Source organism: Pseudomonas sp. NPDC086278 (assembly GCF_050280905.1).
In the GTDB taxonomy this organism is placed as follows: domain Bacteria; phylum Pseudomonadota; class Gammaproteobacteria; order Pseudomonadales; family Pseudomonadaceae; genus Aquipseudomonas.
This window is the reverse complement of the sequence record NZ_JBNNWE010000068.1, coordinates 20000-32581: the sequence shown is the minus strand read 5'-3', so window position 1 is coordinate 32581 and position 12582 is coordinate 20000. Positions and strand designations below refer to the sequence as shown.

Below are 12582 nucleotides of genomic sequence, written 5' to 3'. Positions count from 1 at the left end.
TGCAGGCGCTATTTGATTTCGCTGGCCATCAACTCACGACCTTCGGTCAGCACCGTGTCAGTCAAGATCAGTGCGTCTGGCATACCGCTTTCGCGAGCAAGCCCGCTCCCACAGGATTATTGGGGGCTGGGGAATTTGGGGACGTTCGTTGGTTCGGCCTGCGAAGAATCATCAGAAAACAACACAATTCACTGTGGAAGCAGGCTTGCTCGCGAAGGCGGTGTGTCAGTCAAGATCAGTGCGTCTGGCGCACCGCTTTCGCGAGCAAGCCCGCTCCCTCGGGGCTTTTATTTGGCTTGGTGTTAGAGCGGGCCGTTTGCGTCGTCCTGCGATTCCAGATCCCGTACCCGCGCTACGGCTTCATCACGGCTGCTGACGCCGAGCTTGCTGTAGATATGGCTCAGGTGCCATTTCACGGTTTCGGGGGAAAGTCCCAGTGCACGGGCGATTTTCTTGTTGGGCAGTGCCTGGGCCAGCAAGCGCACGACTTCGATTTCACGCTCGCTCAACGGCTCCATGCCTGCGGCGAGCGGTTTGCCCGTCGCGGCCGGGGCAGTTTTTTCAGTCGGTACGGCCGGCGTCGTCACGTTCGCCGCTTGCAGGCGTTCGACGTAGAACGCGAGCACGGGATCGAGCACTTCCTGGCTGGCGATGTCCGAGATCAAACCCAGCGCGTCCGGGTGAGCATCCAGCAACGTGCGCAACAACCCGAAGCGTTGCCCGCGGCGCAGCGCTTCCAGGACGTGGTCGCGCGCGGCACCCGGATTACCGCGCTGGGTTTCGATTACACCACTGAGCATCAACAGACGCACGGTACCGAGCTGGCGACGGTGCAGTTCGCAGGTTTCGATCAGCTGTTCAATTCGCTTTAACGCGCCGTCCAGATCACCTTGCGCCAGTTGCCAGCGAGCCCGCGCGTTCTCGGCCAGGATGTGGATTTCCTTAAGCGCAGTTTGGCCCGCCTCGGGGTGGCGCGCATCGATGGCTTCCAGTCGCAGCAATTTGGCCTGCGCCTGCGCGGGTTCGCCGAGGATCAACAGCCAGCGCACCTGCCACGTCAGGCAATACGCTTGCAGGCGGTCCAGGCCAAGTTTGATGGCGTACTCATCGAGCCGTTCGACAAATGCCATCGCCTCGTGATGGTTGCCCGCCAGCCACTGCGCATTCCACAACACCTGCAACACACGCAGCACAGAGTCGGGAATCGAAATCCGCTCCAGAATATCGATCCAGCCCGACAGCAATTTGAACGCCGCGTCGACCTCATTGGTTTCGTACAACACCTCACCCAGCAGCGCCGCAGAGAGGTACGTCGCGTCGGTGCCGGCCTTGCCGCAATGGGCGGCTTCGTGCATCACATCGCGGTAAACCCGTTCGGCCTGCTTCATCTGGCCTTCGAGGGCATGGCTCAAGCCGATCATGCAGCGGCCCTGCAAACTGCCGGCGGAAGTTCCGAGGAACGGTTCGCCATTGATCAGCAGCGCCGGGCGGTCAAGTTGCACCTGCCGTGCCTTTTCATATTCGCCCCGGTGCATGTAGAGCCAGGACAGGATGTTGGTGCACGAGCCAATGGCAACGCTGTTACTCCCCGCCGGCGGGTCGAGCAATTGCGGCAGGACGGTCATCGCCGCGTCGGTGTCATCGCGCTGCAATGCCAAGGAGGCCCGGAGCAGGGCAATCATGAAGCGGTCATGGACGTCGCTGTCGGGCACGTCGTTGAACAATTGATCGAGACTGCGGCCGCAGGCCGCGAAATCCCGGGCATAGAGCTGCATCCGCGCTTTGAGGATGCGCAATTTCACCCGCGCCTGCACTTGCTCGGCCGGCAGCAATCGCACCAGTTCGATCAACATCCGCAAGTCGCCGTGGGCGTACAGCGCTTCGGCGTGTTGCTCCACCAGGCCGGCGGCCGCGTCGGGATTGCCCGCCATGACCGCGTGGTGCACCGCTTCGTCCAGATGCTGCTGGTCACGAAACCAGGCCCACGCCCGGGCATGCACCGCCTGTTGTTCGTTCTTGCTGCGCGAATCGAAATACTTGAGCAGGGTTTCGCGCAACAGCGGGTGCAGGCGATACCAGGTTTCGCGTCCGGCGCTGTCCACTGGAATCAGAAACAAATTGTCCCGCTCCAGGCGCGCGAGCAGGGCGTTGGCGTCGCGGACGGCTTCCGTATTGCCACTGAGTGCTGCGCACAGCGAGGCGCAGAAGCGGTTGCAGACCGCCATCAACAGCATCAGGTCCAGGTCGGTCGGCGACAGATGTGACAGCACCTCGACTTCGAAAAACCGGGCAAACGCCTGGTCGTCCCGCACCTGGATTTGGTCGGCGGCGGCCGGGCGGTTTTTCTTGCGGCTCACCGCCAGCAGTTGCAGCCCGGCGACCCAGCCGTCCGTCAGTTCATGCATCAGCTTGGCGTCACGGGCGCTGATCTCACCCAGTTGCGCCTTGAGAAACTGTTCGGACTCGGTCGGGGTAAAACGCAAGTCGCGCAAGTTTAGTTCCAGCACCAGTTCCTGGCTGCGCAACCGCGCCAGCGATAACGGCACCGCGCTGCGCGACACCAGTGCCAGGTGCAGATTGGCCGGTGCGTAGTCGATCAGCCATTGCAGCGCCTGATGAATGCCAACGTCGGTCAAGTGGTGCAGGTCGTCGAGCACCAGCACCAGTTCGCGGCCACGGCTGGCAATGCTGCGCACCAGGGTGATGACGGTCCGTTCCACTGCTTCACTGTCGATGCCGCGACCTTCCAGTTGCATGGCCTCGTGCACCAGGCCCGGGTCGATCTGGCCGAGGCTGGCCAGCAAATAGTCCATGAAACGCGTCAGCTCGTTGTCGTCGGCCGACAGCGTCAGCCATGCAACGTCGAAGCCCAGCGGCAACAGCGCCTGGCGCCAGGCAATCAACGTCGAGGTCTTGCCGCAACCCGCCGGGCCTTTGAGCACGATGCAGCGCTGGCGACGGGCCTTGAGCATTTGTTCCTGTAGACGTTCGCGGGAAATCAGCCGCCCGGCGCTGCGTGGCGGGATCAGTTTGGTGCTGACAATCGGCGACTGGGCCGGATTCATGACCTGGCTGACGAGCGTGTCCAAGGCATTGGACTTGCGGGGTTTGTCCATGGGGCTGTCCGAATCTTTTTCTTATGAGCATGCGTGAATCCAGGCGAGTGTAACGCACCGCCTCCAAGTCATGGCCCTGTGTTTGGCATTCGCCACCCGATGCGGGTGGTGGTCGGGGGGCGCGGGATTGATTTACTGGATGGCACAAAATAGGGGGGCCGACTGGCGCTCCGTCAGAGCAATGGAGCGGCGGTAATGGGTGTATTGAGCGGCATTCGCGTGGTGGAATTTGAGGCAATCGGCCCGGCGCCGTTTGGCACGATGTTGCTGGCGGACATGGGCGCCGACGTGGTGCGCATTGACCGGCCCGTGGCTGCGAGCGACCTTGGGCCCAAGTTTGAGGGCAAGCGTGCCGACATCACCGGGCGCAACCGTCGTTCGGTGACCCTCGACCTGAAAAACCCTGACAGCGTCGCCGCCGCGCTCGAATTGATCGAGCGCGCCGATGTGCTGATCGAAGGCTTTCGCCCCGGCACGATGGAGCGTCTGGGGCTTGGCCCGGACGTGGCGCTGGCGCGTAATCCGCGCCTGGTCTATGCGCGGATGACCGGTTGGGGCCAGACCGGGCCGATGGCGGATCGCGCCGGCCATGACCTGAATTACATCGCCTTGTCCGGCGTGCTGTCCGCCATCGGCCCGGCTGGTGGTAAACCGGTGCCGCCGCTGAACCTGGTGGGCGATTACGGCGGTGGCGGCATGTTGTTGGCGATGGGCGTGCTGGCCGCGTTGGTGAATGTGCAGCGCGGTGGCGCCGGACAAGTGGTCGATGCGGCCATGACCGAAGGCGCGGCGCAGCTGGGTTCGGTGATATGGGGGCTGTTGGCTGGCGGTCACTGGACTGAACAGCGCGGCAGCAACCTGCTGGACGGCGGCGCGCCGTGGTACGACACCTACGAGACCCTCGACGGCCAGCACCTGTCGATCGGGCCGATCGAGTCGCGGTTCTACGGCGAAATGCTGGAGATCCTCGGCCTGACGGGCGCTGACCTGCCACGGCAACACGACCGCGCCGGCTGGCCGCGGTTGCGTGAAGCCTTCACCACCGCTTTCCTCAGCCGCACCCGCGAGCAGTGGGCCCGAGCGTTTGAACACAGCGACGCCTGCGTCGTGCCGGTGCTTGGTTTGGTAGAAGCCACCGAGCACCCCCACAGTGTGGCGCGCGGCAGTTTCATCGAAGTCGACGGCGTGGTTCAGCCGGCGCCGGCCCCGCGCTTCCAGAGCACCCCGTCAGCTCAACCGCGACCGGCGCCGCAACGTGGCGAACACGGCGAGGCGGCATTGCGCGACTGGGGTTTCGATAGCACGGCTATCGGACGCCTGCGTGAGCTGGGCCTGGATTTCAAGGCTTGACGGCCACTTTATAACAACAACAAACGCAATCCCGGAGCGCAGGAGTTTACCCATGGCCATTCAGTTCAAGATCATCGAGCACGTGGCGGTCATTACGCTCGATGCGCAACCGTCGAACAATGCGCTGACCGTCAGCGACCTGATGCACCTGCGCAAGACGCTGGTGGCTTGTCAGGATGACGAACAGATTCGCGTCATCGTCCTGACCGGCGCCGGGGAGCAGGCGTTTTGCTGTGGTACGAGCGTGCGCGAGCCCTCACGCGTGCTGCCTGGTTTCGTCGCCGGGGCCCTGAAAAGCCGCGAGACCGAAGCCGAGGAGGGGGGCTACGCGCGCCTGTTCGACCTGAGCGATCTGGAGATCTGGAAACCGGTGATCGCGGTCATCAACGGCACCTGCCTGGGCGGTGGCCTGGAACTGGCGCTGCAATGCGACCTGCGCATCGCCGCCGCCAGTGCCACGTTCGGTTTGCCCGAAGTGCGCGACGCGACGATTCCGGCGGCGGGCGGCGTGCAATACCTGCTGCGTGCGGTGCCTGCCGCCCACGCAATGAAAATGGCCCTGACCGGTGAACCGATCAGCGCTCAGGAGGCGTTGCGCATCGGGTTGATTATCGACCTGCTGCCGCCAGACCGGCTGATGTCGGCGGCCCTGAGCCTGGCCGAGCGCATCGCCGCCAATGGCCCGCTGGCGGTGCAGTCGATCAAGCAACTGGCGGTGCAGACTGCGCACCTGACGCCGCGGGATTTTGTGATTCAAGCCCATTTGCACTGGGGGTTGTTGCGCGACAGCCAGGATCACATCGAAGGGCGCCTGGCCCAGGTCGAGCAGCGCTCGCCTACGTACATCGGCGCCTGACGCCCCGCGAAGCTTGCTTACCTGACAACAATAATTACAGGAATCCAGCATGTATTTGACTCAAGGACTGCACCGTGTTTTGCAGCAGCGACCTCATGCCCTGGCGACGGTCTTTCGCGATCGCCGCCGCACCTATACCGAACTGACCGACCGTGTTGCGCGTCTCGCCGGCGCCTTGCAGCACCTGGGGATGCAGGCCGGTGACCGCGTGGGCCTGCTCGGCTTGAACTCTGACCGTTTTCTCGAATATTTCCTCGCCACCTGGTGGGGTGGCGGCGTGGTCAATCCGGTCAACATCCGCTGGAGCGTGCCGGAGATCGTCTACTCGCTGGACGACTGCGACACGCGCATCCTGATGATCGACGACACCTTTTTGCCGATGGCCGAGGCCATTGCCAGTTCAGCCAAGGTCCGGCCATTGTTGATTCACGTCGGTGACGGTCCAGCGCCCGATGGCATGCTGTCTTATGAGCAAATGATCGGCGACAACGAGCCGGTCGACGATGCCTTCCGGGGTGGCGACGACCTCGCCAGCATCATGTACACCGGCGGCACCACCGGCCGGCCGAAAGGCGTGATGCAGTCGCACATGAACCTGTGGACCGCGGCAGTGGCCCGCGCGGCGGACGTACCGGTGGACGCGGATGCGCTGACGTTGCACATCGCGCCGATGTTCCACCTCGCGGCACTGTCGCGGGTGATCCTGATCTCGTTGCTGGGCTTGCCGAGCATCTTCGTGCCGGCCTTCGATGCGCTGGACGTGATGCGCACCATCGAGCGCGAGCGGATCACCGACATCCTGATTGTGCCGACCATGTTGCAGGCACTGATCATGCATCCGGACTTCAACCAATATGACCTCGGCTGCCTGCGCAGCCTGACGTATGGCGCCTCGCCGATTGCCGTACCGCTGCTGGAACTGGCGCTCGAAGCCTTGCCGAATGTCGAGTTCACCCAGGGCTACGGCATGACTGAAGCCGCGCCGCCGATTTCCGCCAACGGCCCGAAAAACCACAGTGCCGAAGGAATCGCCAATGGCCGCTTGCGTTCGGCCGGGTGCCCGGGGCTTGGCGTCATAGTGCGCATCGTCGACGAACACGACAACGAGGTGCCGCGCGGCACCGTCGGCGAAGTGGTGGTGCGTGGCCCGAACATCATGCTCGGCTACTGGAACAATCCCGAGGAGACCGCCAAGGCGTTGCGCGGCGGCTGGATGCACACCGGCGACGGCGCCTACATGGACGCCGATGGCTACATCTATATCGTTGATCGCTTCAAGGACATGATCGTCAGCGGTGGCGAGAACGTGTACTCCGGCGAAGTCGAAAGCGCCATCGCCAGTCACCCGGCGGTCGCGGCCTGTGCGGTGATCGGCATTCCTTGTGGTCAGTGGGGCGAAGCGGTGCACGCGGTAATCGTGCTCAAACCGCAAGCTGAAGTGCCGGGCGCCGAAATCATCGAGCATTGCCGCCGACAGATTGCCGGCTACAAAACGCCTAAAACGGTCGAGTTCCGCGCAGCGCTGCCGCTGTCAGGCGCCGGCAAGGTGCTCAAGCGTGATCTGCGTGAACCGTTCTGGGCCGGCAGAGATCGGGGGGTGAGCTGATGGGCGCGGCCGTTGCGAGGATCCCGCAGGGTTTCTCGGCACTGGAAAGACGTTCGGGATTCCTGCGCAGTTGCGGTGATTTCTACGTCCACGATGATTTGCCGATCCTGGGCGTACGCCTCGAAGCGCATCACCTGAACTATGTGCGCATCGCCCATGGCGGGTTTCTTGCCACGGTGGCGGACAGCGCGTTCGGGGTGATTTTGCGGCGCGCGTCGGTGTCGCAATCGGTAGCAATCACGGTGAACCTGAATGTCGATTACATCGGGCCGGTACACGAAGGCGACTGGCTCGAAGCACATGTCGAGGTGCTGAAAACCGGTGGCACCTTCATTAACGCCAGTTGCCTGCTGAAGGTCGGCGAGCGCCTGGTGTTGCGCGCCAACGGTGTCTTCACGGTGTGGCGGGGCAAGTTGCCATGTACCTGACCCAATGCCTGCAACGCACCCTGCAACAAACCCCGGATCACCTCGCGACGATTTTCGGTGAGCGCCGCCAGACCTATCTCCAGTTTGCCGAGCGCATCGCCCGTCTGGCGGGCGGTTTGCAACGTCTGGGGATGAGCGCCGGTGATCGGGTCGGCATCCTCGCGCTGAATTCCGATCATTACCTGGAAACGCTCATGGGCGTCTGGTGGGGCGGCGGCGTGCTCAACCCGGTCAACATCCGCTGGAGCGTGCCGGAGATTGTCTACTCGCTGGACGATTGCGGCACGACGATTTTGATGGTTGATGAGCATTTCGCAGCGCTGGCTGACGGTATTCTCCGTACTGCCCGCCAGGCGCCGCTGATGATCTATGCGGGTGAGGGCGACGTACCGGCCGGCATGCTCGGGTTCGAGCATCTGATCGCCGAGTCGACGCCCGTCGAGGACGCCGGGCGCGGTGGTGATGACCTCGCCTGCATCATGTACACCGGCGGCACCACCGGTTTTCCGAAAGGCGTGATGCAGTCGCACTTGAATCTGTGGTCGGCGTGCATGCCGCGCATGGTCGACATGCCACCGGTGCAAGGGGGGCGGTTGTTGCACGTCGCGCCGCTGTTCCACATCGCCGGTATGGCGCGGGCCCTGATCCAGTTTCTGGCCGGTGAAACCCATGTGCTGGTTCCGGGTTTCGAGGCCGAAGCGCTGCTGCAGATCATCGAGCGCGAACAGGTCACCGAGACGCTGCTGGTGCCGACGATGATCCTCGCGCTGCTGGCGCATCCGGACTTTGATCGCTATGACCTCGGCAGTCTCAAGCGTCTGACTTACGGGGCTTCGCCCAGTGCCGGCGAGATGGTTGAACAGGTGCTCGCGCGGCTGCCGGGGATTGAGCTTTCACACTCTTACGGGTTGACCGAAGCGTGCCCGGTGGTGTCGAGCAACCTGCCGTGTAACCACACACCCGAAGCGCGCATGAACGGCCTGTCGCGTTCGGTCGGACGCGGCGGGTTGGGGGTGAACGTGAAGATCGTCGACCCGCAAGGCGATGAAGTCCCGCGCGGTACGGTGGGCGAGATTATCGTGCGCGGGGCGAACATCATGCGCGGTTACTGGAACAAGCCCGAGGAGACCGCCAAGGCCTTGCGCAATGGCTGGTTGTACACCGGTGATGCCGCCTACATGGACGAGCAGGGTTATCTGTTCATCGTCGACCGCTTGAAGGACATGATCGTCAGCGGTGGCGAGAACGTGTATTCGGCCGAGGTTGAAAACGTCCTGGCGCGGCACCCGGCGGTGGCCATGGCGGCGGTGATCGGCGTTCCTCATGAACAATGGGGTGAGGCGGTGCATGCGGTGGTGGTGCGCAAGCCTGGCGCTGACGTCGACGCCGAGCAATTGCGGCGGTATTGCCGTGAATTCATTGCCGGCTACAAGTGCCCGAAAAGCATCGAGTTCCGCGACGGACTACCGCTGTCGGCCGCCGGCAAAATCCTCAAGCGCGAGCTGCGCAAATAGCTACACCGCCCCTGTGGGGTCGGGTTGCTGCGCCAATTTCGTTTCTCTGGCCGCCCGCATTTTGCTACCCGATCCGGGTGGCTGCATGACCCACCCCCATCAATACAGTGGACCTACGAACCGGGCGCCTGTTTGCCCGGCAATCCACTGGAGATCCCGATGCACATCAACCGTACCGTCTACCGTGAAGACCACGAAATGCTGCGCGAAACCGCGCGCCGATTCTTCGAGCGTGAATGCCTGCCCAAGCAAACGCAGTGGGACGAGGCCGGACAGGTTGACCGGGAAACCTGGCTCAAGGCCGGTCGCCACAACCTGTTGTGTCTCACCGTACCGACCGAATACGGCGGCGGTGGCGGTGACTTCGGTCACTCGGCGGTGTTGATCGAAGAGCTGTACCGCGCGGGTGTGTCGGGCTGGAGCCTGGGTGTGCATTCCGACATCACCGCGCCGTACATCGTGCGTCTTGGCACCGAAGAGCAGAAGCACAAATGGCTGCCGAAAATCTGCTCCGGTGAAACCGTGCTGGCCATCGCGATGACCGAACCCGGCACCGGTTCCGACCTCAAGGCCATCCGCACCACCGCCGTGCGTGACGGTGACGAGTGGGTGATCAACGGCAGCAAGACGTTCATCAGCAACGGCCTGACCTGCGACATGGTCGTGGTGGTGTGCAAAACCGATCCGAGTGCCGGCGCCAAGGGTTGCAGCCTGATCATGGTCGAGTGCAACCGCGAAGGTTTCCGGCGCGGGCGCAAGCTGGAGAAGGTCGGCCAGGCGGCCGCCGACACCGCCGAACTGTTCTTCGACAACGTGCGTGTGCCCGTGGGCAACCTGTTGGGCGAGGAAAACAAAGGCTTCATCCACCTGATGGAAGAGCTGCCGCAAGAGCGCCTCGTCATTGCCCTGTACAGCGCCGCCAAACTCGAACGCCTGCTGGAACAGACCGTCGAGTACGTGAAGGACCGCAAGGCGTTCAACCAGACCGTGTGGGACTTCCAGAACACCAAATTCAAACTCGCCGACATCAAGGCGCAAGCCACGGCGGTGCGGCTGACCATCGACCACTACATCGGTGAACACATGCGTCGTCGCCTCACGGTGCAGGAGTCGGCGATTGCCAAGCTGTTCGCCACCGAAACGCTGTGGAAATGCATCGACGACATGGTCCAGCTGCACGGCGGCTACGGCTACATGCTCGAGTACCCGATTGCCCGCGCCTTCGTTGACATGCGCGTGACGCGGATTTTCGGCGGCACCAGCGAAGTCCTGCGCGAGTTGATCGCGCGCCAGTTGTAACCCTTTCCCCCTCATTTTTTCAGGTGACAGCATGAGCGAAAAAGTACTGGTTGCCGGCGTTGGCATGATCCCGTTCAGCAAGCCGAGCGCCAGCCCGACCTACGTGCAGATGGGCGCCGAAGCGGTGCGCCGCGCGCTGGCCGATGCGGGCATTGATTACAACCTGGTGCAGGAAGCGTACGCCGGTTACGTCTACGGCGATTCGACCTGCGGCCAGACGGCGCTGTATGAAGTGGGCATGACCGGCATCCCGGTGGTCAACGTCAACAACAATTGCTCGACCGGTTCGACCGCGTTGTACCTGGCGCGCAAGGCCATCGAGTCCGGTGCGGCCGACTGCGTGCTGGCAGTCGGTTTCGAACAGATGCAGGCCGGCGCACTGAAATCCCATTGGGACGACCGTCCGGTTACCCGGGAACGCTTTCTGCCGATTCTGCGCGGGCTGACCGCCGACATGGGCGATATGCCCCAGGCGATCCGCACCTTCGGTGGGGCCGGGCGCGAGTTCATGCGCAAATACGGCACCAAAATGGAGACCTTCGCCGCGGTGCGCGCCAAGGCCAGCCGTCATGCCGCCAACAACCCACTGGCGCTGTTTCGCAAGGTGCTCAGCGTTGAAGAGGTGATGAACGATCCGGTGATTCTGCCGGGCGTGTTGACCCGGTTGATGGCGTGTCCGCCGACCTGCGGCGGCGCCGCGGCGATCCTGGTGTCCGAGCGTTTTGCGAAAAAACACGGCTTGCGCCGCGACGTGGAAATCGTCGCTCAGGCAATGACCACCGACACCCCGCAATCCTTCAACTTCGACCAACCGTCGCTGCTCGATTGGGTGGGTACGCACATGACCCAGGCGGCGGTCGGTCAGGTGTATGAAAAGGCCGGTGTCGGTCCGCAAGACATCGATGTCTGCGAACTGCACGACTGCTTCGCGCAGAACGAAGTGATTTGCTACGAATCACTGGGCTTTTGCCCCGAAGGCGGTGCCGAGAAATTCGTGATGGACGGCGACAACACCTACGGCGGCCAAATCGTGATTAACCCCTCGGGCGGCCTGCTGTCGAAGGGGCATCCGCTGGGTGCCACCGGTCTGGCGCAGTGCTATGAGCTGACCCAGCAATTGCGCGGCAACGCCGAGCAGCGTCAGGTGGCCGGCGCACGCCTGGCGATGGCGCACAACTTGGGGCTGGGCGGTGCGTGCGTGGTTACGCTGTACGGAAAAGTCAGCGGAGGTGGCCAGTGAGCCGCTTGCTGGACGCTTTTCGCCTGACCGCGTTACCGCCACACGCCGAAGCCTTTCGCGCTGAAGTGAAACGCTTTCTGGCGGACAACCTGCCGGCGGTTTCGGCCGATGTCCGCGCGCGCAGCTGGACCGGTTTCGATGCTGCCTTCAGCCGCCAACTGGCCGCCCGTGGCTGGGTCGGTTTGACCTTGCCGCACGCATATGGCGGCGCGGGCCTGGATGCGTTCAGCCGCTTTGTGCTGGTCGAGGAATTGCTCTCGGCCGGCGCGCCGGTGGCCGCGCACTGGATCGCGGATCGCCAGAGCGGCCCGCTGATCCTCAAGTTTGGCAGCGATGCGCAAAAGGATTTCTACCTGCCGCGCATCTGCGCCGGTCGCGCGTTTTTCTGCATTGGCATGAGCGAGCCCAACTCGGGCTCGGACCTGGCCAGCGTGCGCAGCCGTGCGACCCGTTGCGAGGGCGGCTGGCGCTTGAGCGGGCGCAAAATCTGGACCACCAACGCGCATCACGCCGACTACATGATCGCGCTGGTGCGCACCAGCGGTTCGCCCGAGGACCGCCAGAACGGCTTGTCGCAATTCATCATTGACCTCAGGCAGCCGGGCATCAGCGTGCGGCCCATCGTTGATCTTGCCGGCGATGCGCACTTTTCCGAAGTGGCGTTCGACGACGTGCTGCTCGGCGAAGACGCCTTGGTCGGCGAGGAGGGCAGCGGCTGGAAACAGGTCAACGCCGAGCTGGCGTTCGAGCGCAGCGGGCCGGAGCGTTTCTACTCCAGCGTGGTGCTGCTCGATCTGTGGGCCGACACCTTGCGTCGTCAGGGCGCCGGCGCCGCCGAAGCCTCGTTGCTCGGCAGTTTCCTTACGCAACTCACCTGCCTGCGCAACCTGTCGGTGGCGCTGACGGCGTTGCTCGCACGCGGCGAAAGCCCGGTGGTGGAGGCCGCGCTGGTCAAGGACATCGGCACCGAATTCGAACAGGCGATTCCGGCAGCGATTGCGGCCGCTATCAGCGCCCACCCGGACGCGACGGTAGATGCCGAGTTGTACCAGACCGTCGCTTACCTGAACCAGGTCGCGCCGACCTTCTCGTTGCGCGGCGGCACCCGGGAAATCCTGCGCGGCATGATCGCCCGTGGCCTTGGCCTGCGTTGATATGGAATAGGAAACATCG

General features: G+C 63.4%; 9 protein-coding genes. 8 read left to right on the top strand and 1 reads right to left on the bottom strand.

The genetic code is table 11. From position 1 onward, the window contains the following. Positions 1 to 302 precede the first annotated feature (302 nt). Entirely contained in the window at positions 303 to 3116 is a 2814-nt protein-coding gene (locus ACQKP4_RS20110) for a LuxR C-terminal-related transcriptional regulator (RefSeq protein ID WP_427635378.1), read from the bottom strand. 195 nt (positions 3117 to 3311) lie between these two features. Between ACQKP4_RS20110 and ACQKP4_RS20105 the strand changes: the two genes are divergently transcribed. From ACQKP4_RS20105 to ACQKP4_RS20070, 8 genes are all read left to right on the top strand, one after another. Beyond that, entirely contained in the window at positions 3312 to 4466 is a 1155-nt protein-coding gene (locus ACQKP4_RS20105; RefSeq protein WP_427635377.1) for a CaiB/BaiF CoA transferase family protein, read from the top strand. A 52-nt stretch (positions 4467 to 4518) separates the two neighbouring features. Next, a complete protein-coding gene (locus ACQKP4_RS20100; RefSeq protein ID WP_427635376.1) occupies positions 4519 to 5322 on the top strand; it encodes an enoyl-CoA hydratase/isomerase family protein in 804 nt (267 codons plus the stop codon). A gap of 49 nt (positions 5323 to 5371) precedes the next feature. After that, a complete protein-coding gene (locus ACQKP4_RS20095) occupies positions 5372 to 6928 on the top strand; it encodes an acyl-CoA synthetase (RefSeq protein WP_427635375.1) in 1557 nt (518 codons plus the stop codon). Further along, positions 6928 to 7356, top strand: a complete 429-nt coding sequence (locus ACQKP4_RS20090) for a PaaI family thioesterase (protein WP_427635374.1) — start codon at positions 6928 to 6930, stop codon at positions 7354 to 7356. Before ACQKP4_RS20095 ends, ACQKP4_RS20090 begins: the two co-directional genes overlap by 1 nt. After that, positions 7347 to 8870: an acyl-CoA synthetase gene (locus ACQKP4_RS20085; protein ID WP_427635373.1), complete on the top strand. Its 1524-nt coding sequence runs from the start codon at positions 7347 to 7349 to the stop codon at positions 8868 to 8870. Before ACQKP4_RS20090 ends, ACQKP4_RS20085 begins: the two co-directional genes overlap by 10 nt. 159 nt (positions 8871 to 9029) lie before the next feature. After that, a complete protein-coding gene (locus ACQKP4_RS20080) occupies positions 9030 to 10169 on the top strand; it encodes an acyl-CoA dehydrogenase family protein (protein WP_427635372.1) in 1140 nt (379 codons plus the stop codon). A 31-nt stretch (positions 10170 to 10200) separates the two neighbouring features. Continuing rightward, positions 10201 to 11409 (top strand): lipid-transfer protein, encoded by a 1209-nt coding sequence (locus ACQKP4_RS20075; protein ID WP_427635371.1) that lies wholly within the window; start codon positions 10201 to 10203, stop codon positions 11407 to 11409. Beyond that, the gene (locus ACQKP4_RS20070) at positions 11406 to 12563 is read left to right on the top strand and encodes an acyl-CoA dehydrogenase family protein (protein WP_427635370.1); all 1158 of its coding nucleotides are present in this window, start codon (positions 11406 to 11408) and stop codon (positions 12561 to 12563) included. Before ACQKP4_RS20075 ends, ACQKP4_RS20070 begins: the two co-directional genes overlap by 4 nt. The last annotated feature ends 19 nt before the right edge of the window (positions 12564 to 12582 follow it).

Excerpts from the sequence above, each read along its gene's own strand:
- ACQKP4_RS20080 (WP_427635372.1), top strand. The coding sequence starts at position 9,030 with ATGCACATCAACCGTACCGTCTACCGTGAAGACCACGAAATGCTGCGC.
- ACQKP4_RS20095 (WP_427635375.1), top strand. The coding sequence starts at position 5,372 with ATGTATTTGACTCAAGGACTGCACCGTGTTTTGCAGCAGCGACCTCAT.
- ACQKP4_RS20110 (WP_427635378.1), bottom strand. The coding sequence starts at position 3,116 with ATGGACAAACCCCGCAAGTCCAATGCCTTGGACACGCTCGTCAGCCAG.
- ACQKP4_RS20085 (WP_427635373.1), top strand. The coding sequence starts at position 7,347 with ATGTACCTGACCCAATGCCTGCAACGCACCCTGCAACAAACCCCGGAT.
- ACQKP4_RS20075 (WP_427635371.1), top strand. The coding sequence starts at position 10,201 with ATGAGCGAAAAAGTACTGGTTGCCGGCGTTGGCATGATCCCGTTCAGC.
- ACQKP4_RS20105 (WP_427635377.1), top strand. The coding sequence starts at position 3,312 with ATGGGTGTATTGAGCGGCATTCGCGTGGTGGAATTTGAGGCAATCGGC.
- ACQKP4_RS20100 (WP_427635376.1), top strand. The coding sequence starts at position 4,519 with ATGGCCATTCAGTTCAAGATCATCGAGCACGTGGCGGTCATTACGCTC.
- ACQKP4_RS20090 (WP_427635374.1), top strand. The coding sequence starts at position 6,928 with ATGGGCGCGGCCGTTGCGAGGATCCCGCAGGGTTTCTCGGCACTGGAA.